The organism is Caldimonas sp. KR1-144, from assembly GCF_049446155.1.
Taxonomy (GTDB): domain Bacteria; phylum Pseudomonadota; class Gammaproteobacteria; order Burkholderiales; family Burkholderiaceae_C; genus Rivibacter.
The window spans coordinates 70,431-90,069 of the sequence record NZ_JBMSEE010000002.1; the positions used below are offsets into that span (position 1 = coordinate 70,431).

The window sequence follows — 19,639 nt, forward strand, 5'->3', positions numbered from 1 at the left end:
GAGTTCCCATGAAAACCTACCCCCGCACCCAGGCCATCGGTTGCGTCTTCGCCGCGTTGGTGATGACCGCCTTCATGCCCGACGCGCAGGCCGACGCGATCACCGACTGGAACGTCGTCTCGGCCGGCATCGTCAGCGAGGCCAAGATCGGCACGCCGCCGGCGATCCGCGTGATGGCGATCGTGCAGACCGCCGCGCACGAGGCCGTGCTGGCCGCCGGCAGCGCGCCGGCGCGCGCCACCGCCGACGCGGCCGTGGCCGCTGCGCACCGTGCCGCGTTCGCCGCGCTGCTGCCGGCACAGGCGGCGTCGGTCGACGCCGCCTACCGCGCGGCGCTCGAGCCCATCGTCGACGGCGCCGACAAGCGCGCCGGCATCGCGCTCGGCGAGCGCGCGGCCGCCGCGGTGCTGGCGCGGCGCGCGGCGGACCTGAAGATGCCCGCCGAGGCCTATCGCCCGCACGCCGCGCCCGGCGTCTACGTGCCGACCGCGTTGCCGGCCGTGCCGCAGTGGCCCGCCCGCCAGCCCTGGCTGATGCGCGACCCCGCGCAGTTCCGCCCGGCGCCGCCGCCGGCGCTGGACAGCGCGGCCTGGGCACGTGACTTCAACGAGGTCAAGGCCATGGGCGGCAAGCAGAGCGCCAGGCGCAGTGCCGAGCAGACCGAGGTGGCGCGCTTCTGGGAGTACTCGCTGCCGGCGATCTACCACGGCGTGGTGCGCTCGGTCGCGGCGCAGCCGGGGCGCGATCTGGCCGGCAATGCGCGCCTGTTCGCCGCGGTCGCGCAGGCGATGGACGACGCGATGATCGCGGTCGCCGACGCCAAGTACCACTACCACTTCTGGCGCCCCGTCACGGCGATCCGCAACGGCGACGCCGACGGCAACGACGCCACCGAGCGCGACGCGACCTGGGTCTCGTTCATCGACGCGCCGATGCACCCCGAGTACCCGAGCGCGCACAGCGTGCTGGCCGGCGCGGTCGGCAGCGTGCTCGCGGCCGAGGTCGGCGCCGGCCCGATGCCCGAGCTGTCGACCAGCAGCCCGACGGCGCAAGGCGCGACGCGGCGCTGGACGCGGCTCGAGGATTTCTTGCAGGAGGTGGCCAACGCGCGCGTCTGGGAAGGCATTCACTACCGCAGCTCGACCGAGGTCGGCACCGCCCTCGGGCGCCAAGTGGGCGAGTTGGCGGTGCAGCGGCTGCAGCTCGCCTCGAACCGCTGAGTTCGCGAGACCCCGATGGAGGCCCGCGTCCAGCAACGCATCCAGCGCTACGGCTGGGACCTGGCGGCGGGTGACTACGAGCCCACCTGGGAGGCCCAGCTCGCCGCGCCGCGCGACGCGCTGCTCGAGCTGGCGGCGCTCGCGCCCGGCGAGCGCGTGCTCGACGTGGCTTGCGGCACCGGCCTGGTCAGCTTCGCGGCCGCGCGGGCCGTGGGCGGGTCGGGCCGCGTGGTCGGCGTCGACCTGTCGGGCCGCATGGTCGAGGCGGCGATGCGGCGCGCGCGGCAGCGCGAGGTCTGGACCGCGAGCTTCGCGCGCATGGACGCGCAGTCGCTCGCGCTGCCGTCGGCGAGCTTCGACGTCGTGCTGTGCGCGCTGGGCCTGATGTACCTGCCCGATCCCGAGGCGGCGCTGCGCGAGATGCGCCGCGTGCTGCGCCCGGGCGGACGGCTGGTCGCGGCGGTGTGGGGCGAGCGCGCGCGCTGCGGCTTCGCGCCGGTGTTCGAGATCGTCGACGCCGAGGTGGCCAGCGAGGTCTGTCCGCTGTTCTTCCGGCTCGGCCGAGGCGATGCGCTCGCCGTGGCCTGCGCGTCGGCGGGCCTGGCGCCGCGCGCCCAGCGGCGCATCGCCTCGACGCTCGACTATGCGGACGGCGACGCGGCCTGCCGCGCGGCCTTCGTCGGCGGGCCGGTCGCGCTGGCCTGGTCGCGTTTTGCGCCGGCCGTGCGCGAGCGCGCCTGCCGGCACTACCTGGAAGCGCTGGCGCCGTGGCGAAGCGGCGCGGGCTTTCGCGTGCCGGCCGAGTTCGTCGTCGTGCAGGCCGAGGCCGCCTAGCAGCGGCACATCATCCCTAAGACGGACGCCGCCCACCGCCCCCTGGGGCGTCGCGGACACGGCCGACCTGGCGATGCGCCGGCGCGCGCCGTGGACCACAGTGATGATCGGCGCAAGGCGTTGGACGAACGGGCCCCAAAGTTGCCGTCGCGGCAACACAGTGTTCCATCACGAGGACCTTTTCTCTGCGCTTTCGCGTCACCAGATCCAGCTGAAAACACGCTGTGGTGAACGATCATGAGTCCAGGAGTCCGAGCCGCGTCGACCGCCGCGATCGCGAGCGTCGCCTTTGTCTTGCTGTTGTCGCAGCCTGCTTTCGCGCAGGCCGGCGCGGCGCCCGAAGCGGCGCCGGCATCGCCCGCCGTGTCGCGCTGGCTTGTGCCCGACCGCTGGTATCTGCAGGCCGGCGCCGGCGATGACGTCGACAGCCTCAACGCCGGACTGCTGTGGGAGCTCGACCGCGGCTGGACGGCCTTCGGCGACGCGCGCCTGAGCGCCTACACCGAGCTGTCGATCGGCCACTGGCACGTCAAGGACAGCGGCGGCTCGGCCAGCAGCACCAACACCCAGCTCGGCTTCACCCCGACGCTGCGCCTGACCTCCAGCGGGCCGCTGGGCGTGTTCGGCGAGATCGGCATCGGCGTCAACGTGATCGCGCCGATCTACCGCACCGTCGACAAGCGCTTCAGCACCGCGTTCAACTTCGGCGACCACATCGGCGTCGGCATGCGGCCCTGGGGGCCCAAGGGCGCGGAGATCAGCCTGCGCTTCCAGCACTTCTCGAACGCCGGCATCAAGCAGCCCAACCCGGGCGAGAACTTCCTGCAGCTGCGCTGGAGCCAGCCGCTGTAGGGTCGCGGCCACCGGCCATGCCGAAGGCGGCGTGAACATCTCACGCCGCGCGGCGCGGCGCGGGCGCCGTCACGCGGCTGTCACCGGCGGGCGCGAACCTCGTTCGCCCCCCTGACCGCTCACGATGGCCCCGCCGACTTCCGCTCTTGCCGCGCTGCCGGCGTACCACGGCGACGCCTCGGTCTACGCGCCGCTGGCCTCGCGCAGCGTGCTGCAGCTGATCGAGCAGCGCGCGCTGAGGATCCACTTCCAGCCCATCGTCGAGCTGGCCGGCGGCGCCGTCTTCGGCCACGAGGCGCTGGTGCGCCCGCCCGCCGGCTGCCTGTGGCCGACGCCGGACCAGCTGTTCGCCGCCGCGCGCGAGCAGCAGGTCTCGCACCGGCTCGAGGCCGAGTGCGTGCACGAGGCCTTCGCGGCCTGGGACCGGCATGCGACGCCGGGCAAGCTGTTCGTCAACCTCTCGGCCGGCGCGCTGATCGACGTGCTGCAGACGCAGGACTTCCGCGACCTCGTGTGGGCCGCCACCGGCTCGGGCGTCGCGGCGGCCAGCCTGGTGATCGAGCTCACCGAGCACGAGCACGTGCGCGACACGCAGGCGCTGCTGGCGGCGGTGCAGCCGCTGCGCGAGCAAGGCGTCGCGCTGGCGCTCGACGACTTCGGCGACGGCCGCTCGTCGCTGCGGCTGTGGTCCGAGCTCAAGCCCGAGCTGGTGAAGATCGACAAGTTCTTCACCCGCGACCTGGCGCGCAAGGGCGAGAAGCTGCAGACCTGGCGCGCGCTGCTGCAGATCGCCGAGACCTTTGGCACGCGCATCGTCGCCGAGGGCATCGAGAGCGACGACGAGCTGCGCCTGCTGCGCGACCTCGGCGTGCCGCTGGGCCAGGGCTTCGCGCTCGGCCGCCCGGCCCTGCAGCCGGTGGACGAGCCGCTGCCGGCGGCGCGCCGCGTGCTCGAAAGCCCGGACATCGCGGTCTTTCCGCAGCAGCGGCGCGCCAGCAACCGCGGCATCACGGCGGCGCGGCTGCGCATCCCGGCGCCCACCGTGGCGCCGCAGACGCCGCACGACGAGGTGTTCGAGCTGCTGCGCCTGCACGAGTCGCTGCACGCGGTGGCGATCGTCGACGCCGACCAGCGCGTCAAGGGGCTGCTCAACCGCCAGGCCTTCGTCGCGCACTACGCCAAGCCCTATTTCCGCGAGCTGTACGGCCGCAAGCCCTGCACCACCTTCGCCAACCTTTCACCGCTGCTGATCGACGTGCACACCGGCATCGAGGAGCTGACCACGGTGCTGACCTCGTCGGACCAGCGCTACCTGACCGAGGGCTTCGTGCTCATCGAGGGCGGTCGCTACCGCGGGCTGGGCACCGGCGAGTCGCTGGTGCGCGCGGTGACCGAGGCGCGCATCGAGGCCGCGCGGCATGCCAACCCGCTGACCTTCCTGCCCGGCAACATCCCGATCACCGACCACATCGAGCGCCTGCTCGAAAGCGGGCGCGACTTCGTCGCCGCGTATGCGGACCTGAACCACTTCAAGCCGTTCAACGACCACTACGGTTACTGGCGCGGCGACGAGATGATCCGCCTGGTGGCGCGCGCGCTGGTGGCCCACTGCGATGCGCGGCGCGACTTCGTGGGCCACGTCGGCGGCGACGATTTCGTCGTGCTGTTCCAGAGCGACGACTGGCTCGAGCGCTGCGAGCGCATCGTCGCGGCCTTCAACGCCGCGGCGCGCGAGCTGTTCGATGCCGAGGCGCTCGCCGCCGGCGGCATCTGGGCCGAAGACCGCCATGGCGTGCCGCGCTTCCATCCGGTGACGACGCTGACGATCGGCGCGGTGCCGGTCGCACCGCAGCGCTACCGGCAGGCGGCCGATGTCGCCAACGCCGCGGCCTGGGCCAAGCGCCATGCCAAGCACGCCAACCGCGGCGTGCTGGTGCGCAACGACGAGGCGCCGGTGCCTGCCGAAGCGCCGCGCTGACGGCGCGAGAAGCAGGTCACGCAAAGCCCGTTCGCGTGCGGCTCGGCGGCGCGCGTCATCGTCGTTTCGCACGGGGCTGCCACGCTGTCGCGCGCCATGCAGTCCCCAACTCCTTCGATCGCGCTCGCGGCCTCGACCGTGCTCGCCAAGACCGTGCGGGCGCGCAACGCCTTGCGCGACGGCAGCTTTCCCGGCACGCGCTCGCAGCGCCTGTTCCTGATCATCGTCGACGGCCGCAAGCCGCTGCGCGAACTGGCGGCGCCGCTGCGCTCGCTCGGCCTGGACGAGCCGGGGCTGCGCCGCATGCTGGCCGAGGGCTGGCTCGCGCCGGTGGCGGCCGCCCCGAGCGCGCCTGCCGCGCCGAGCGAACCGGCGCGCGCGGGTCTGCCGCTCGGTGCGGTCAAGCTGTACGCGCTCGACCTCGTTGCGCTGATGCTGCCGGGCCGCGACGGCGCGCTGCGCGAGGCCTCGCGCGAGGTGCAGGACGAGGCCGAGCTGCGCGCATGGATCGAACGGGCCGCGGAGGCGGTGGCCGAGCATGCCGGCGCCGACCGCGCGGCGGTGTTTCGCGAGCGCGTCGGCCGCCAGCTGCCCGAGCCCGCGGCGCTCGACGTCTCCCTATAGAAGGCGTCCTGGTCGCCGATATCGCTCGATGCCATTGACCGCGGTCCCCACGGGCGACCGCCGCGAACATGAAACTCTCCGACCTGAAGATCCGTACCCGCCTAATGCTGTTGCTGGCGCTGACCTGCCTGGTTGCCGTGGCGCTGGGCGTCTACGCCGGCTTGCAGCTTTCACGCGAAGCCGAGCGTGCCGACGCGACCTTGCGCACCAACATGGCCGCAATGCGTGCGCTGGGCGACGTGCGCACCGGCGTGGCCAATGCGCGGCGTTACGAGAAGGACCAGTTCCTCAACCTCGGCAACGAGGAACAGACCGAGCACTACCGCAAGCTCTGGCAGGCCGAGATCGACGCGCTGCTGGCGCGCATCGGCGAGGCGAGCGCCGGCCTGCCCGAGGCGCAGCACGCCGTCGTCGAGCGACTGGCCGAGGGCATCTCGAACTACCGCCAGGGTCTGCTCGGCCTGAACCAGCGCATCGACCGCGGCGAGCTCAACGACCCTTGGGCGGCCAATGCCGCGATGGAAAGTCTCAAGGGCGAGGTGCGCGCCGCCGACACGGCGCTGGCCGCGCTGGTCGAGGCGATCGACGCGCGCGCGCAGGCAGCGCAGGCCGAACTCGTGCAGCGCACGCGCCAGGCGCACGCGATGATGCTGGGCGCGACCGCGCTGGCCGTGGCGCTGGGCGCCTGGCTCACGCTGGCCATCAGCCGTTCGATCACGCGCCCGCTGCACGAGCTGCAGGACGCGGTGGCCGCATGGGCGACCGGTGACCTCGGATCGGCGCTCGGCGCGCACGGCCGCGACGAACTGTCGCAGGCGCAGCGCGGCCTCAATGCCATGCGCGCCTCGCTGGTGACGCTGCTGGGTCAGGTGCGCCGCTCGGCCGACGGCGTCACGACCGCCAGCACCGAGATCGCGACCGGCAACCAGGATCTCTCGGCGCGCACCGAGCAGACGGCGTCGAACCTGCAGGAAACCGCGGCGTCGATGGAGCAGCTGACCGGCACCGTCAAGCAGACGGCCGATTCGGCGCGCACCGCCAATCAGCTGGCGTCTTCCGCTTCGACCTCGGCCGCCAAGGGCGGCGAGGTGGTCGCGCAGGTGGTTGCGACGATGGACGAGATCAACGCCAGCTCGAAGAAGATCGTCGACATCATCGGCGTGATCGACGGCATCGCGTTCCAGACCAACATCCTCGCTTTGAACGCCGCGGTCGAGGCCGCGCGTGCCGGCGAACAAGGCCGCGGCTTCGCGGTCGTGGCCTCCGAGGTGCGCAGCCTCGCGCAGCGCAGCGCCGACGCGGCCAAGGAGATCAAGACGCTGATCGGCGCTTCGGTCGAGAAGGTCGACTCGGGCGCCAAGCTGGTGCAAGACGCGGGCGGTGCGATGAACGAGATCGTCGCCTCGGTGCGACGCGTCAGCGACATCATCGGCGAGATCACCGCGGCCGCCGCCGAGCAATCGGACGGCATCGGCCAGGTCAACTCGGCCGTCACCAACCTCGACCGGATGACGCAGCAGAACGCCGCGCTGGTCGAACAAGGCGCCGCCGCGGCCGAGAGTCTCAAGGAGCAGGCGCAGCGCCTGCAGCAGGCCGTGGCGGTGTTCCGTTTCGAGGCGGCGCCAGGCGCTTGAACGCACCGGCGCCATTGAAAGGAAAGCAGCTCGAGCGCGGTTTCGCCCTTTTCTGCGGGAGCAAGGGAACCTATGCCGCGAGCTCGCGCGCCGCGATCGTGTAGCGGAAGCTGTCGGGCGAGAGCTCGTCGAAGCGGCCGCTCGCGTTCTCGCCGATCGGATACATCAGGAACGGCAGCGTGCCCTTGGCCGCACTGTTCAGCAGGCGCAAGTCGTGCGCGGTGTTCCAGCCGACCCAGTTGCCTTCCCAACGGCCGAACAGGCCGGCCTTGACCGGCGCGACCACCGGGTGCGCCGGGTCCTTGAGCCACTCGGGCGTTTCCTGGCGGGCGACCTTGAGCACGTCGGCCGGGTCCATCGCGACCCAGCCGAAGCCGGCGATCCAGGCCTCGGCGCGGCAATGCTGCGCGCCCTTGAGGCTGGCCGGGTTGGCGCCCAGCTCCTTGTAGCCGAACGCCGAGGGCGCGAGCCGCAGGCCGTAGACATCGCGCGCCGGCACGCCGCTGGCGCGGCACAGGCCGACGAACACTGCGTTGAGATCGGCGCACTTGCCGCCGAGGTTGCCGGTCTCGAGCATGGCCTTGATGTCGCCGGTGCCGCAGCCGCGCGTCTTCGGCTCGCGCCAGGCGTTGGCGATGACCCAGTCGTAGATCGCGCGCACCTTGTCGAGATCGGTCTTCGCGCCGCGCGTGGCATCGCGGGCCGTCTCGCGCACGATGCCGTCGAGCGGCAGCAGTTCGGTGGGGGCGAGTGCGGCGCGCAGCACGGCCGGGTCTTCGCGAACATCGCTGCGCTGCGACCAGTCGACCGCGCGGCTGCGCGTGCGCACGCGGCTGGTCAGCGCGATCACCGGGCGCTCGACGTTCGGTGCGAACTCGGCGTGGAGCATGCGCGTGCCGCGTGCCGCGTCGGAGACAAGGCGCGCACTCGTCGCATTGCTGCTCCACTGATGGTCCAGCGTGGTCTGCCAGCCGGTGTCGATGTCGGGCACCGGCAGCCACAGGCGCGTCGTGCCCTGCGGCTCGGCGACCTCGACGGTGGTGGTGACGTCGAAGCTGCGCCAGGCGCCGGGCTGCGGCTCGAAGCGGCGCGCGGCGGCGGCGTGCGCCAGCGCGGGCAGCGAGCAAGCGGCGCCCAGGGTCTTCAGCAAGCGGCGGCGGGAGAGGGAGGCGTTCATGGTCGGCGGGATTGAAGAAGCGGGCGCAGCCATCCAAGGGCTTCGTCGGAGATCCAGTCGACTTCGCCGGTGACGACGAAGGCGGCGCGGCCGTCGCGCGCGACGACGGCGGTGGTCGGGAACACGCGCACCTGCCAGGCGCGCGCGGCGGCGCCGTCGGCGTCGCGCACGATCGGCAGCGACAACGGCCATTGCGAGAGAAAGCGCTTGAGCGTGCCGTCGGTCTCGCGGTAGTTGACCGCGATCACGCGCAGGCCGTCGCGGCCGTGGCGCTCGTCGAGCAGCTCGAGCGAGGGCAGCTCGCTGCGGCAGGGCTCGCACCAGCTGGCCCAGAAGTTCAGCACCACCACCTGGCCGCGCAGCTCGGCCAGGCGCAGCGGCGCGCCGCCGTCCCAGCCGGGGAGTTCGGTGGCGGGCGTCGGCTGGTTGGCGGGCCAGCGGCGAAAGCGCGCGATGCGGCGCTCGGCCTGCGCCGCCGCCGCGCCGGTGCCGAGCGTGCACAAGGCGGCGAGGACATCACGGCGGCGGGGCATGGCGAAGCGGCAAACGAGGACGGGCGCGCATTGTCGTACCAGCGGGCGCGCGCTTCGGGCCGCCGCGCGGCCGTACCGTGCATTGGCAACGCCGGGTTGCCAATCAAACGCCGATTGGCGATCTACCGGATGCCGGTGTCCTTGCCTAGATTTCGTTCCGTGACTTCTGCCTCCACTTCTCATCGAAAGGACATCGACATGGCTACGCAGCAACCCAAGGTCTGGTTCATCACCGGCGCGTCGCGCGGCTTCGGCCTCGACACCGCGCGCGCCGCGCTGGCGCGCGGCGACAGCGTCGTTGCCACGGCACGCCGGCCCGAGGCGATCCAGGCCGCGCTCGGCGCCCACGAGCGGCTGCTCGCCGTCGCGCTCGACGTGACCGACGAGCTGCAGGCGCAAGCGGCCGCGGAGCTGGCGATCGCGCGCTTCGGCCGCATCGACGTGCTGCTCAACAACGCCGGCTACGGCCTGCTCGGCGCGGTCGAGGAGGCGAGCGCGAAGGAGACCGAGCGTCAGTTCGCGACCAACGTGTTCGGCCTGCTCAACGTGACGCGCGCGGTACTGCCGCACATGCGCCGCGCCGGCGCGGGCCACGTGATCAACATCTCGTCGGTCGGCGGCTTTTCCGCCTATGCGGGCTGGGGCGTCTACGGCGCGACCAAGTTCGCCGTCGAGGGCCTGACCGCGGCCTTGGCGCTCGAACTGGCGCCGCTGGGCATCCGCGCGACGACGGTGCAGCCCGGCTTCTTCCGCACTGACTTCCTCGACGCCAGCTCGATGGTCAAGACCGCGCGCGAGATCGCCGACTACGCGCCCACGGTCGGCGCGATGCGCACGCTGATGCGCGGCGCCAACCACCAGCAGCCGGGCGACCCGAAGAAGCTGGCGCAGGCGCTGCTGAAGCTGGTCGACGCACCCGAGCCGCCGGTGCACCTGCCGTTGGGCAGCGACACGGTTGCGCGGCTTGGCGAGAAGCACCGCGTGGTCGAGGCTGAGCTGGCCGCCTGGCGCGAACTCGCGGTCTCGACCGACCATGACGACGTCGCGAGCTGACCCCTCGTTCGGCCGCCGCGCCCTCAGCGCGGGGGGCGCAGCTGCGCGACCGCGAAGTCGATGAAGCGGCGCGCGCGCGTTGCCAGGTGGGCGCGCTGCGGGTAGTAGAGATAAAGGCCGATGCGCTCGCTGGTGTGGCGTGCGAGCACCTGCACCAGCCGGCCCTCGCGGATCAGCGGCGCGGCGATGTAGCTCGGCAGCTGGCCGATGCCGAGGCCGGCGACGACCGCGTGCACCTCGGCGTCGACATCGTTGGTCGTGAAACTGGCGGGCACGTCGCGGTAGGTGGTCTCGCCGTTCTCGCCGTACTCCCACGGCATCAGCTTGCCGGTGTTGACGTGCCGAAAGCCCGTGCAGCGGTGCCGCGCGAGATCGGCCCACTGGCGCGGCCGGCCGTGGCGCTCCAGGTACTGAGGCGACGCGCAGATCCAGTGCTGGATGTCCAACAGCCGCCGCGCGACGACGTTGCGGTCCATGCCGCCGCCGGTGCGAAAGCCGACGTCGATCTTGTCGGCCACGGTGTCGGAGATCCGGTCCTCCAGCTCGAGCTCCACCTGGACCTCGGGATGCTGCTCGACGAAGGACGCGATCAGCGGCAGCACCAGGTGCTGCCCGAGCGAGCGCGGCGCGGTGATGCGCAGCATGCCGCCGAGCTCGGCGCGTGACACGCGCGACTGCGCCATCGCGTCGCGGATCGTCGACAGTGCCGGACGCACCTGGGCCAGCAGCCGCTCGCCTTCGTCGGTGAGATTGAGCCGCCGCGTCGTGCGGTGCAGCAGCCGCACGCCCAGCTGCGCCTCCAGCTGGCGCACGGTCTTGCTCGTCGCCTGCGGCGCGACGCCCAGCTCGACCGCGGCGCGCCGGAAGCTGCCGGTTTCCACCACCAGCGCGAGCGTCGACAAGGCCTTGAGGTCGTCCATGGCTGGCGGCGATTCTTGCCGAAGCCGGCCCGCCGACGCGCGGGCCCGACGAACTCAGGCGCGGATGCTGAGCAGGCTGCCGGCCATCGCGTCCGCGGTGCGGAACACGGCCAGGTTGGCGAGGAAGGCGTTCTTGGCCGCGAGCTGGCCGACAACGTCGCGCTCGAGTTCGTTGCCGGGCTGCGAGGCCTGGTATCGAGAGGTCGCAACGCCGCCTTCGGCCTGCTCGACCTGCAAGACCTGCTCGCGCCGGAAGCCATTGGTGCCCAGGTTGGCGATGTTGTGCGCCGACGAGCCGAGGCTCGACTGGGCGGCGCTCATGCCGGTGCGGGCGATGGCCAAGACGGATTGCATCGAGAACATTGTCCCGGTGACGATGGCATCGTGCGCGTCGGGGGCTGACGCCCATGGAGCGGGCGTCGAATGCTTCACGCCGACGTTGCATGGCCGGCAACAGGGTCTCGCGCGTGCCGTCGCGTCGCCTGTCGAGATCGGACGGTCTCGATCGTCGTGGAGCTGACACCGCTTCGTCCGTCGCCACCCAACACCGAGGAACCGCCATGCCAAGACCTTCCGCCCCCGCCTCGTCCGCTTCGAAGCCGTCTGCCTCGCGCGAGCGCGGCGCGCCGCCGGCACGCCTGGTCCTGCTCGTCGCCACGCGCAAGGGCGCATGGCTGTTCCACGGCGATGCGCGGCGCAAGACCTGGACGGCCGACGGGCCGCATTTCCTCGGCCACAACATCAGCCACCTGCAACTCGACCCCCGCGACGGCCGCACGCTGCTGGCCGCGGCCAAGACCGGCCACCTGGGGCCGACGATCTTTCGCTCGACCGACCTCGGCCGCAGGTGGAAAGAGGCCGAGCGGCCGCCGGCCTTCGCGCAGCCTGCGGCCGGCGGCCTGCCGGCGCGCTCGGTCGACCACAGCTTCTGGCTCACGCCGGGGCATGCCAGCGAGCGCGGCACCTGGTACGTGGGCACCTCGCCGCAAGGCCTGTTTCGCTCGGAAGACGGCGGCGCGAGCTGGGCGCCGCTGGCGTCGGTCAATGACGACCCGCGGTTTCGCGAGTGGATGGGCTCGGCGCAGGACGGCACGCCCGACGGGCCCAAGCTGCATTCGGTGATCGTCGATCCGCGCGACCCGATGCACCTGCTGTTCGCGATGTCGGGCGGCGGCGTGCACGAGTCGCGCGACGGCGGGCGCAGCTGGGCCACGCTGATCAAGGGCCTGGAGGTGGTCGAGGGATTCGATCCCGCCGTCGTCACCTTTCACGACCCGCACTGCGTGCGGCTGTGCCCGAGCCGCCCCGACCGGCTGTACCAGCAGAACCACTGCGGCATCTACCGCCTCGACCGGCCGGGCGATACCTGGGAGCGCATCGGCCGGAAGATGCCCAAGCGCGTCGGCGACATCGGCTTTCCGATGGTGGTGCACCCGCACGACGCCGACACCGCCTGGGTGTTCCCGATGGACGGCACCTCGGTGTGGCCGCGCACCAGCCCCGATGGTTGCCCCGCGGCCTACGTGACGCGCAACGGCGGGCGCACCTGGCAGCGTCAGGACCAGGGCCTGCCCGCGAGCCAGGCCTGGTGGACCGTCAAGCGCCAGGCGATGACGGTGGATGCGCAGGCCAACCCGGCGCTGTACCTGGGCACGACCAGCGGCGAGCTGTGGATCGGGCACGACGAGGGCGCGCGCTGGTCGAATATCGCGCGCCACCTGCCGGAGATCTACGCGGTGGAAGCGGCTGAAGTCGCATGAGCACGGGAGATGGACCGGTGAAGGTGCTGCTGCCCGAAGCGCTGCGCAGCTACACGCATGCGGCGCGGGTCGAGGCCGCCGGCGCGACGCTCGATGCGCTGTTCGACGATCTCGATCGGCGCTACCCGGGGCTGCGCTTTCGGGTGGTCGATGAGCAGAACCGGCTGCGCCCGAACATGCGCATCTTCGTCAACGGCCTGGGGGTGCGCGACCTCGGGCATGGGCTGCAGGCCGAGGATTTCGTGGCGGTCGTTCTGGCGCTCAGCGGCGGCTGAGCCGCTCGGGGCGCGGCGCGCCCGGATCCGAAACGAAGCAGTGTGGCGGATCGATGCGTCGTGTCGAACCCGCTGTCGAGATTCACTCAGCGTTGAACAGGAAACTGTTGTCCGACAAAGACTTACGCGGGTTTAGGTCAACAACGTTTGAACGCGTTAGTCACTGAAGTCTGAACTTTCGGCAGCCTTGCTCACTGAGTTCTGAACTCTCGTTTGCGGGCTGGGGCGCTGATTCCGAACAGCCCTGACCTGGGCGTGCCAAACTTGGCTGATGCGTGCCATCGAGCAAGGGCAAGACCGGCGGCCGGCTGAAAGCGCGGCCCGCGCTGGCCTAGCGGCCGCGGAGACGCCATACCTGGGCTTTGCGGAGCGTGAGGCTCGTCTCCTAAGGGTGTCGAGCGAGCTTTTGGGCGCTGGGAAGCTCTTCAAGCGTCCCCTAACCTGCCGACTGGATGTGCACTTGGCCATCCTCGAAGGTGTGTTCCAGTTCCGGTCCTTGTTCTTCCTCATGACGAGCCTTGGGTCGATCCCCCACGGTGATGTCGTCAAGGTCCTAGGGATTAACGCGCGCACGCTGCATCGACAGAAGGCGTCGCCTCGGAATCCCATGGCGCCCAACTTGGCTAGCCAGGCATGGGTCATTGCGGAGACGGTGGCTACTGCTTCCGAAGTCCTTGGCAGTCTGGCGCGGGCTGAACAATGGTTGTCCGACCCGGCAATTGGACTTGGCTGCCAACGCCCGATTGAGCTGTTGCGAACCACCGAGGGCGCGAAGGTGGTCAACGATCTTCTGACTCGCCTCGAGTTCGGCGTCTACAGCTAACGTCGAAAGCTGGTCGCGGCGGAATCTCGACTTGGCCTTCCACGCCTAGACCAGCCGGCGGCTAACCCAAGAGCGCAGTTCCTCATCGGTCGCCAGAAGGCGTAGGTTCTCGGTGAGCCGGCGCCCAGCCTCATTCGACACGAGGGACGCTATCGACTGCCGTGTCGCCGAGTCGCAGTTTGGCGGCACCGTACCGAGCCTTGTGCCAGTGTCGATGGCCCGCTGGGCTCCCGGCGGTTGGATCTTGGTCACCATCTAGCCAGCATAGCGGCTGCAACGTCGTCATTGAACTGGGACCGGATCCGAGCGCCCAGCTCGCACTCAGGGCATGGGTGAGGGAATGGTGTTGCATCTCAACATAGAGAATGTCTTCACAAGTTTGTGAATTCCTATACAATCTCGCGAACGACCTAGAGCACCCCCCCGTCACTGCAGGAGCAACCATGAAACTTACCCCGTTTGGCGAGAAGGTCCGCCACCTGCGAATGCGGTACGAGACGTCTCTGAAGGCGATGGCCGACGCCATGAAGATCAGTTCTTCTTACCTGAGCGGCATCGAATATGGGGAACGACGGTTGACCGATCAGCACATCAAGTCGGCGCTGGACTTTTTCCGTCCCCATGCGACCCATCCGGAGCTCGACCAGTTGCTCGAAGCCGGCGAGGCGTCGAAGGACCTGATCGTGATGGACACGCTGAGCCCGGACGCGCGCGGCTTGGTGGCCGCGTTTGCTCGGCGCCTCCAGGAAGGTGACTCGCCCACCCCGGAGATCCGCGAGTGGATCAAGAAGAAGGGCCGCAGCAAATGACCACCCTGGGAACCGCCGCCCGCGGCGCGCGCACGCCTTCTGGCATGAAGGTCGCGGGCATGAGCTACGACAAGCTCGAAGTCGTTGCCCGTGACTTACGCCCGCTGTTGCCGACGATCTCGCGCCGCGGACGCTCGGATACGGCGATCGACTGCTTGCGTGTGTTGGAGCAGACCCTACCCAAGGCCGGCTACAACTACGTCTATGAAGCAGTCGCCGAGCTGCAGGACTGCGCTGCGTTCGCGATGCCCGAACGCAAGATCGTCGTGGTCCGCGAGGATGTCTACGAGGGTCTGTTTGACGACGACGTGTTCTCGCGGAGCACCGTTGTCCATGAACTCGCGCACATCGTGCTCAACCATGCGGTCACGCTGCATCGTGGTGCGACCCTGGGCAAGCATGAGTTCTATGAAGACTCCGAGTGGCAAGCCAAGGCGCTGACCGCTGCAGTCATGATGCCGATCGAGGCATGTGTGCAGGCGCGATCCGCCCACGAACTTGCCCAGCTTTGCGGCACGAGCGCGCAAGCGGCGGGTTATCGAATCGACAACTTGGTCAAGCGCGGCGTCATCCCGGCCAAGAACGAGAGGGGGTTGTTCGACGACCTGCGCTAAAGAGAAAGCCCACGAATCGCTTCCAACGATTCGCGGGCGTTCAGGGTGGGGTGAATCAGGGTCTACCTCATCCACCGGGTCCACTTGTCAATGTCTTGGGGAAGACGCCGGCGAGTTTAGTCGCACTGCGAGCCCGGGTACAAGCCAAAACCCTGCCACCTTCTTCACAGGAGGTAAGCATGGCTTACGCACGCGTGAAGAGCGTCTTCGTGATGGCCTATCGCCGCTTTCGCTTCGGGAAGTGGGAGTGGGTGTCGCAGCACTGGCGCTCACATCCGGGTCAGCTGGCGTTGTTCAGCTGATTCTTCCAGGGTAAGAGGCGGCCGCCTTCGAGCGGCTGCCCTCTGTGGCTTCGGCTGGTTGTCCGAAGCGCCTTCTCGCACGAACTTCGACTAGATCATCATGCCGATCATCACCAAGTCCGATCTGATCTACAAGGACTACAGCTGGTCCACCTTTCGAGGCGACGACCCTCGCCTCACCGGCGAGCCCGATGCCACGCTCCTCAATCGCCACGAAGGCTACGAGGTGCTCCACTTCATCAGTCGCTTCTGTGATCGTCATACCTGGAATCCGCCGCCGGCTACCAAGGCGAGTGCCCAGAAGGCAGAGCGACTGATCCGGCAGCACGTGCCCAGCAACGTCCGCTCACGTCAAGGAATCGACCAATGGTTGATTCAGAACTGGGGCCAGTACGCGTGATCACCCGCCGGGCTCGACTGTCGCTGGAGTGAGTTCGTACGAGAGCGCCAGCGAGTTCGAGCTTCGGATCCCTCCACCGTGCCCGCAGGGCGCCACAAGGAGCATGCAATGACCAAGAAGGACATCCACGTCGTGCCGCATAAGGATGGCTGGGCGACGCGAACGGAAGGTGCGAGCCGCATCGGTCGCACTGCCGACACGCAACGGGAGGCCATCGAGAAGGCGCGCGAGCAAGCCAAGCGCGAAAAGGTTGAGGTCGTTATCCACCGGCCCGATGGAACGATCCGAAACAGCAATAGCTACGGCAACGACCCTAACCCGCCCAAGGACGACAAGCACTAGGAGTTCCTATGGATCGCGTCATCGAGTACTTCTTAACTGAACCTCGTCGCCTAACGAGCCTTGGCCGCGCCCTGATCCGCTTTGGCGGCGGCGTCTTGACCATAGGTGCGATCGGCAACGTTGCGAATGCGGCCGTGGGCATTGTTCAGACGATGGGAAAGAAATTGGCGACCGAGCAGACCCTTGCCACGCTCTATCCAAGTCTTCCAACTTGGTGGATCCCAGAGTCGATCGTCGGATGCCTGCCCGCTGTGGTTGCCGTGATCACGGGGATAGTGCTAACGCAGATGGGCGAGCGTCTGCGCGCCTACCTTTAGTCACGCGAGGAGCGTTATGCCTCGATTCAAGTACCTTGGACCCTTGTAGCCGCTGCTGTTCCCGATGAAAACTGAGCTGATTACTGAGTCGCAGGACTCATTGACTCAAGACCAATTCCTGAAGCACATCCTCCATATCGAGCCCAAGGATGTGAACCTTAAGTTCATCTTTGACCACATCCGAAACTACGGGATCTGTGGCGCGATGCTTTGGGCGGCCGTCAAGGTGCTGACTGAAGCCGGATCGGAGCCTGGCATCCTTGAGAGGACGCTCACGCTTGCAGCAGGTGCGCTGCTCTTTGCTCTGCCGTGGATACTCTTCGCGGCGAACTTTGCTCACGGTCTTGTGGCGGCAGGTAAGCTGCAGAAGACCAATAGAGTAAATATTGTTCTCTACTCCGTGCTGTGTCTTGTCGTGTTCGCCGCAGCGGGCAAGCTCATGTTGCTTGCGCGGGTTTGACGGAGATCACTTGGTACGCCCGGAGTGCTTAGTCTGTCCACTCGCCGCTTCCACTGTTGTCTGGCTCAAGTTGGTACCTGTGGTCACTCCATCCGACGTTGAAGCTCACCTGGTGGTGTTCGAGCCCGAGCGGTTCCTCCCGGCTCTTGCCTCGAGTGTTCGGCTCATGCACGCAAATCGGCGTGCCCTAAGGCTCGCGCCAGGGACGGACTTTGTCGTCAAGTGGCTGGCTTCGCTCCTTGTCGAGGCCATCGAAGGCAAGAAGCGCTTCCGCACGCTCGATTGCCTTCGAACCGTTCGTTCGACGATCCGCAACGCGCCGCCTGGTCAAACGCTCGAGCCGAGCACAGTCGGGTTGCTGTTTCGGCTCTATCAGCACTTCGTCGGCTCCAGCAATCCGGACATTCAATGGTGCGTGGGTGCCTTCATCAGGGACCGTGAGCTCAGCGAGGATCAGCTCGCCTGGCTGATAGCGGCCGCACCTGACTCGACACACGCGCTGAATCGTCTGCTCCGCTATCCCAAGCGCAACAGGCAGATCGTGGCCTGGGCTCGCGCCGCGTACGAAGGGCGGGAGCATCCGGACCGAACCGCCGAGATCCTTGGGCTATTGATCGACAGCAAAGTGCCTCCGCAGGCAAGGGAGGAGCCGACCGACACTGTCTTGTGGGCGATCTTTTACTCACACACAGACCTGCGGACGAAAGAGCGCCTGCTCTTGAGGCATGTAAAGCGCAGCTCTGCAGAATCAGCGATCAAGCTTGCCCTGCGGCTCGGCCTTCCAAGCCTGCTGCATCGGCTGAGCAAGATTTTGAGTCGAGAAGGCGGCGACATCCTTGAGTGATCATTGACAGATGAACACCTCTTCGCCGGCTCTGCCAGTTCTCCTCTCCGCATCACAAAGTGCCCTTCTGGCTCAACTGCTTGAGCTGATGCTTGCTCTGCAAGGAGGGGTGCCCGCGCTGAAGTTCCGGGCTGACCACTATTCACAGGTCGGAGCTCTGGACCAACTTGAGTCTGAGGGGTGGCTAAAGCGGGAAGACGACCACTATGTCGTCCAGTCCGCCGTCCTTCCGTTTTTGAGCGCAGAGCCTGCTCGACGTCTGCTGGCGACTGTCGAGCGTGTATATGCCGCGCTCAGGACCCAGTATCGGAAGGCGCAGCAAGCCCCGGTCCCGTTGTCCATGTTGGTCGCAGAAGCGCAGTTGTCACGTACCGACGTCACTACAGCCCTTCGGCTAATGCTGGATACGTCGATCTGGTGTATGGGCAGGTCGGCTGATTTGAACAAGGAGGACGCATTCGTTTGTCCTTCGGAGGTGGTCTTGAAGCACGAGACCTTTGCAAACCTCGTCGAAGAGGTACGAAGCTGGAGTGAGAACTCCTCTGGCAGGAGTATGGATCTTCCCTCGGTGCTGCGCGCCGGAGAAGCGGATCTGACTCGGTTCGATGTGGAGCGCGAGCTTCCGGCAGCGCAAGCCAGTGCGGTGCTGTCCGTCGCGGAAGATCTTGAGGGCATGACCTTCAGTCTCAACGATTACTACGACGACCTTGAACCGCGAGGCGTCATTGACAGTGTCCTTACCGGCAAGATCAACACTCTGCGCGTCTACTGCCAAACCATTGGCTGGCAAGGCCTAGCTGGCCAGCTTAAGAAGCTCATACCGCTTCGCGGTGACGCCGTAGAGGCGATGGAACTCGTCAAGAGCTTCATCGTTCCGGAAGTGCGACGACTCGCTGTCGTCAAGACAGCGCCCAAAGCCATTGCCAAAGCCGAGGAGCCTACTCACATGGACAACTTGCTTAGGGCTTGGCCAGCTGTCAGAGCGTGCTTGCAAGAGTTCAGCTTCTACGACATCAAGGCGGTTGCCGGACTTGCGGGCTTTGACGTCACCGCCGCCGCCCAACTCGTGCAAAAGGCGCAAGGCGGTGCCACCAAGGGGCAGCTAATGTCCACCGTTGATGAACAGGTGGCCAAAATGGATCCGGCTGCCATAAGGCGCTTCCTCACGATCCTCATTGAGGAGGTTCTCCGCCGACGACCGGACGCGGCCGAGACGCTCAATGAGTATCTAAGCCGGCTTGGGTGGACCTTCGTTAACCAGACGCTGATTCCTTTGGATGTGTTTGATGTCGACATCCTGTCAGACACGCCTCGGGAGTCCCACCACGACTTGGTGAAGGCCGCGCAGCGACTGCGCGACGGGGATCTCGGGGGCGCTATCTCAGCCGCCTGCGGAGCCGTTGATGCTGTCACTTCCAAGATCTATGAGGACATGGACCTTGGTGACCCGACGAAGGCGTCGTTTCAGGAGCGCTGCAGAAAGGCAGCCCTGGCCAAGGGCGTTCTGACCGAACTCGATCGCCAGCTACATGCGCTCGGATGGCTTGACGCTGATGCGACGCCCTTTAAGAAGAACCTTGAGGGCGCGCTGAACCAAGGTGCATACGTGATGCAGACGCTTCGATCGCACATGGGAGATGTCCACGGTACCAAGCCGATCCTGCGATCGCTGGTGTTCGATTGCCTGCGTTGGGCAGAGCTCCTCGTTGGGTCGTTGGTCGATAGGTCCGACAGCGTTGGACCGACCTCGCAGTCAAGCTGATCCTGCGTCGCGTTAAGTAGGGTCTGTTCCTGGGCCGAAAGCGGACTTCAGTGGTTGCCGCTTCCGACCCAAAGCGGGCGTAGATATGTCGAGGTTGGGCGCCCGG

The 19,639-nt window shown here is 68.0% G+C and carries 23 protein-coding genes; 19 read left to right on the forward strand and 4 right to left on the reverse strand.

Annotation, left to right across the window (positions count from 1 at the left end; genetic code table 11):
• The first annotated feature begins 8 nt into the window (after positions 1 to 8).
• The 6 genes from ACO2TI_RS04200 to ACO2TI_RS04225 all read left to right on the forward strand — a co-directional run bounded on the left by ACO2TI_RS04200 (position 9) and on the right by ACO2TI_RS04225 (position 7,142).
• Positions 9 to 1,220, forward strand: a complete 1,212-nt coding sequence (locus tag ACO2TI_RS04200) for a vanadium-dependent haloperoxidase (protein WP_423282202.1) — start codon at positions 9 to 11, stop codon at positions 1,218 to 1,220.
• A gap of 15 nt (positions 1,221 to 1,235) precedes the next feature.
• A complete protein-coding gene (locus ACO2TI_RS04205; protein WP_423282203.1) occupies positions 1,236 to 2,054 on the forward strand; it encodes a class I SAM-dependent methyltransferase in 819 nt (272 codons plus the stop codon).
• A 237-nt stretch (positions 2,055 to 2,291) separates the two neighbouring features.
• Complete coding sequence (locus ACO2TI_RS04210; protein WP_423282204.1) at positions 2,292 to 2,906, forward strand: acyloxyacyl hydrolase; 615 nt, start codon at positions 2,292 to 2,294, stop codon at positions 2,904 to 2,906.
• Between the two features lie 124 nt (positions 2,907 to 3,030).
• Positions 3,031 to 4,884 (forward strand): GGDEF domain-containing protein, encoded by a 1,854-nt coding sequence (locus tag ACO2TI_RS04215; protein ID WP_423282205.1) that lies wholly within the window; start codon positions 3,031 to 3,033, stop codon positions 4,882 to 4,884.
• Positions 4,885 to 4,980: 96 nt separating this feature from the next.
• Positions 4,981 to 5,508, forward strand: coding sequence for a hypothetical protein (locus ACO2TI_RS04220; protein ID WP_423282206.1), 528 nt, complete (start codon positions 4,981 to 4,983; stop codon positions 5,506 to 5,508).
• A gap of 68 nt (positions 5,509 to 5,576) precedes the next feature.
• Positions 5,577 to 7,142, forward strand: a complete 1,566-nt coding sequence (locus tag ACO2TI_RS04225) for a methyl-accepting chemotaxis protein (RefSeq protein ID WP_423282207.1) — start codon at positions 5,577 to 5,579, stop codon at positions 7,140 to 7,142.
• A gap of 70 nt (positions 7,143 to 7,212) precedes the next feature.
• Here ACO2TI_RS04225 and ACO2TI_RS04230 read toward each other — a convergent pair whose 3' ends face one another.
• Together ACO2TI_RS04230 and ACO2TI_RS04235 are read right to left on the reverse strand one after the other, a co-directional pair.
• Positions 7,213 to 8,319, reverse strand: a complete 1,107-nt coding sequence (locus ACO2TI_RS04230) for a transglutaminase-like domain-containing protein (RefSeq protein ID WP_423282208.1) — start codon at positions 8,317 to 8,319, stop codon at positions 7,213 to 7,215.
• A complete protein-coding gene (locus ACO2TI_RS04235; protein ID WP_423282209.1) occupies positions 8,316 to 8,852 on the reverse strand; it encodes a TlpA family protein disulfide reductase in 537 nt (178 codons plus the stop codon). Before ACO2TI_RS04235 ends, ACO2TI_RS04230 begins: the two co-directional genes overlap by 4 nt.
• A gap of 198 nt (positions 8,853 to 9,050) precedes the next feature.
• On the opposite strand from ACO2TI_RS04235, the gene ACO2TI_RS04240 reads away from it, so the two are divergent.
• The gene (locus tag ACO2TI_RS04240) at positions 9,051 to 9,905 is read left to right on the forward strand and encodes an oxidoreductase (RefSeq protein WP_423282210.1); all 855 of its coding nucleotides are present in this window, start codon (positions 9,051 to 9,053) and stop codon (positions 9,903 to 9,905) included.
• Positions 9,906 to 9,928: 23 nt separating this feature from the next.
• Here the strand turns inward: ACO2TI_RS04240 and ACO2TI_RS04245 are convergent, their stop codons facing one another.
• Positions 9,929 to 10,825: a LysR substrate-binding domain-containing protein gene (locus ACO2TI_RS04245; RefSeq protein WP_423282211.1), complete on the reverse strand. Its 897-nt coding sequence runs from the start codon at positions 10,823 to 10,825 to the stop codon at positions 9,929 to 9,931.
• Positions 10,826 to 10,879: 54 nt separating this feature from the next.
• Positions 10,880 to 11,179, reverse strand: a complete 300-nt coding sequence (locus ACO2TI_RS04250) for a flagellar basal body rod protein (RefSeq protein WP_423282212.1) — start codon at positions 11,177 to 11,179, stop codon at positions 10,880 to 10,882.
• 206 nt (positions 11,180 to 11,385) lie between these two features.
• Between ACO2TI_RS04250 and ACO2TI_RS04255 the strand changes: the two genes are divergently transcribed.
• The 12 genes from ACO2TI_RS04255 to ACO2TI_RS04310 all read left to right on the forward strand — a co-directional run bounded on the left by ACO2TI_RS04255 (position 11,386) and on the right by ACO2TI_RS04310 (position 19,533).
• Positions 11,386 to 12,585 (forward strand): glycosyl hydrolase, encoded by a 1,200-nt coding sequence (locus tag ACO2TI_RS04255; protein ID WP_423282213.1) that lies wholly within the window; start codon positions 11,386 to 11,388, stop codon positions 12,583 to 12,585.
• Positions 12,582 to 12,860 carry a MoaD/ThiS family protein gene (locus ACO2TI_RS04260; RefSeq protein WP_423282214.1) on the forward strand — a complete coding sequence of 93 codons (279 nt, stop codon included), beginning with the start codon at positions 12,582 to 12,584 and terminating at the stop codon, positions 12,858 to 12,860. Before ACO2TI_RS04255 ends, ACO2TI_RS04260 begins: the two co-directional genes overlap by 4 nt.
• A 460-nt stretch (positions 12,861 to 13,320) precedes the next feature.
• Positions 13,321 to 13,683 carry an antitoxin Xre/MbcA/ParS toxin-binding domain-containing protein gene (locus ACO2TI_RS04265; protein ID WP_423282215.1) on the forward strand — a complete coding sequence of 121 codons (363 nt, stop codon included), beginning with the start codon at positions 13,321 to 13,323 and terminating at the stop codon, positions 13,681 to 13,683.
• 443 nt (positions 13,684 to 14,126) lie between these two features.
• Positions 14,127 to 14,492 (forward strand): helix-turn-helix domain-containing protein, encoded by a 366-nt coding sequence (locus ACO2TI_RS04270; RefSeq protein ID WP_423282216.1) that lies wholly within the window; start codon positions 14,127 to 14,129, stop codon positions 14,490 to 14,492.
• Complete coding sequence (locus ACO2TI_RS04275; RefSeq protein ID WP_423282217.1) at positions 14,489 to 15,106, forward strand: ImmA/IrrE family metallo-endopeptidase; 618 nt, start codon at positions 14,489 to 14,491, stop codon at positions 15,104 to 15,106. Before ACO2TI_RS04270 ends, ACO2TI_RS04275 begins: the two co-directional genes overlap by 4 nt.
• Before the next feature lie 179 nt (positions 15,107 to 15,285).
• Entirely contained in the window at positions 15,286 to 15,408 is a 123-nt protein-coding gene (locus tag ACO2TI_RS04280; protein ID WP_423282218.1) for a hypothetical protein, read from the forward strand.
• A gap of 100 nt (positions 15,409 to 15,508) precedes the next feature.
• Complete coding sequence (locus tag ACO2TI_RS04285; RefSeq protein ID WP_423282219.1) at positions 15,509 to 15,808, forward strand: hypothetical protein; 300 nt, start codon at positions 15,509 to 15,511, stop codon at positions 15,806 to 15,808.
• Between the two features lie 108 nt (positions 15,809 to 15,916).
• Entirely contained in the window at positions 15,917 to 16,150 is a 234-nt protein-coding gene (locus tag ACO2TI_RS04290) for a DUF2188 domain-containing protein (RefSeq protein WP_423282220.1), read from the forward strand.
• An 8-nt stretch (positions 16,151 to 16,158) separates the two neighbouring features.
• Positions 16,159 to 16,467, forward strand: coding sequence for a hypothetical protein (locus tag ACO2TI_RS04295; protein WP_423282221.1), 309 nt, complete (start codon positions 16,159 to 16,161; stop codon positions 16,465 to 16,467).
• A gap of 64 nt (positions 16,468 to 16,531) precedes the next feature.
• Positions 16,532 to 16,927 (forward strand): hypothetical protein, encoded by a 396-nt coding sequence (locus ACO2TI_RS04300; RefSeq protein ID WP_423282222.1) that lies wholly within the window; start codon positions 16,532 to 16,534, stop codon positions 16,925 to 16,927.
• Positions 16,928 to 17,039: 112 nt separating this feature from the next.
• Positions 17,040 to 17,771 carry a hypothetical protein gene (locus ACO2TI_RS04305; protein ID WP_423282223.1) on the forward strand — a complete coding sequence of 244 codons (732 nt, stop codon included), beginning with the start codon at positions 17,040 to 17,042 and terminating at the stop codon, positions 17,769 to 17,771.
• 10 nt (positions 17,772 to 17,781) lie between these two features.
• Positions 17,782 to 19,533, forward strand: coding sequence for a hypothetical protein (locus ACO2TI_RS04310; RefSeq protein WP_423282224.1), 1,752 nt, complete (start codon positions 17,782 to 17,784; stop codon positions 19,531 to 19,533).
• Positions 19,534 to 19,639 lie beyond the last annotated feature (106 nt).

Coding starts and splice junctions, on each gene's coding strand:
- ACO2TI_RS04200 (WP_423282202.1), top strand. CDS start 9: ATGAAAACCTACCCCCGCACCCAGGCCATCGGTTGCGTCTTCGCCGCG.
- ACO2TI_RS04205 (WP_423282203.1), top strand. CDS start 1,236: ATGGAGGCCCGCGTCCAGCAACGCATCCAGCGCTACGGCTGGGACCTG.
- ACO2TI_RS04210 (WP_423282204.1), top strand. CDS start 2,292: ATGAGTCCAGGAGTCCGAGCCGCGTCGACCGCCGCGATCGCGAGCGTC.
- ACO2TI_RS04215 (WP_423282205.1), top strand. CDS start 3,031: ATGGCCCCGCCGACTTCCGCTCTTGCCGCGCTGCCGGCGTACCACGGC.
- ACO2TI_RS04220 (WP_423282206.1), top strand. CDS start 4,981: ATGCAGTCCCCAACTCCTTCGATCGCGCTCGCGGCCTCGACCGTGCTC.
- ACO2TI_RS04225 (WP_423282207.1), top strand. CDS start 5,577: ATGAAACTCTCCGACCTGAAGATCCGTACCCGCCTAATGCTGTTGCTG.
- ACO2TI_RS04230 (WP_423282208.1), bottom strand. CDS start 8,319: ATGAACGCCTCCCTCTCCCGCCGCCGCTTGCTGAAGACCCTGGGCGCC.
- ACO2TI_RS04235 (WP_423282209.1), bottom strand. CDS start 8,852: ATGCCCCGCCGCCGTGATGTCCTCGCCGCCTTGTGCACGCTCGGCACC.
- ACO2TI_RS04240 (WP_423282210.1), top strand. CDS start 9,051: ATGGCTACGCAGCAACCCAAGGTCTGGTTCATCACCGGCGCGTCGCGC.
- ACO2TI_RS04245 (WP_423282211.1), bottom strand. CDS start 10,825: ATGGACGACCTCAAGGCCTTGTCGACGCTCGCGCTGGTGGTGGAAACC.
- ACO2TI_RS04250 (WP_423282212.1), bottom strand. CDS start 11,179: ATGCAATCCGTCTTGGCCATCGCCCGCACCGGCATGAGCGCCGCCCAG.
- ACO2TI_RS04255 (WP_423282213.1), top strand. CDS start 11,386: ATGCCAAGACCTTCCGCCCCCGCCTCGTCCGCTTCGAAGCCGTCTGCC.
- ACO2TI_RS04260 (WP_423282214.1), top strand. CDS start 12,582: ATGAGCACGGGAGATGGACCGGTGAAGGTGCTGCTGCCCGAAGCGCTG.
- ACO2TI_RS04270 (WP_423282216.1), top strand. CDS start 14,127: ATGAAACTTACCCCGTTTGGCGAGAAGGTCCGCCACCTGCGAATGCGG.
- ACO2TI_RS04275 (WP_423282217.1), top strand. CDS start 14,489: ATGACCACCCTGGGAACCGCCGCCCGCGGCGCGCGCACGCCTTCTGGC.
- ACO2TI_RS04280 (WP_423282218.1), top strand. CDS start 15,286: ATGGCTTACGCACGCGTGAAGAGCGTCTTCGTGATGGCCTATCGCCGC.
- ACO2TI_RS04285 (WP_423282219.1), top strand. CDS start 15,509: ATGCCGATCATCACCAAGTCCGATCTGATCTACAAGGACTACAGCTGG.
- ACO2TI_RS04290 (WP_423282220.1), top strand. CDS start 15,917: ATGACCAAGAAGGACATCCACGTCGTGCCGCATAAGGATGGCTGGGCG.
- ACO2TI_RS04295 (WP_423282221.1), top strand. CDS start 16,159: ATGGATCGCGTCATCGAGTACTTCTTAACTGAACCTCGTCGCCTAACG.
- ACO2TI_RS04300 (WP_423282222.1), top strand. CDS start 16,532: ATGAAAACTGAGCTGATTACTGAGTCGCAGGACTCATTGACTCAAGAC.
- ACO2TI_RS04310 (WP_423282224.1), top strand. CDS start 17,782: ATGAACACCTCTTCGCCGGCTCTGCCAGTTCTCCTCTCCGCATCACAA.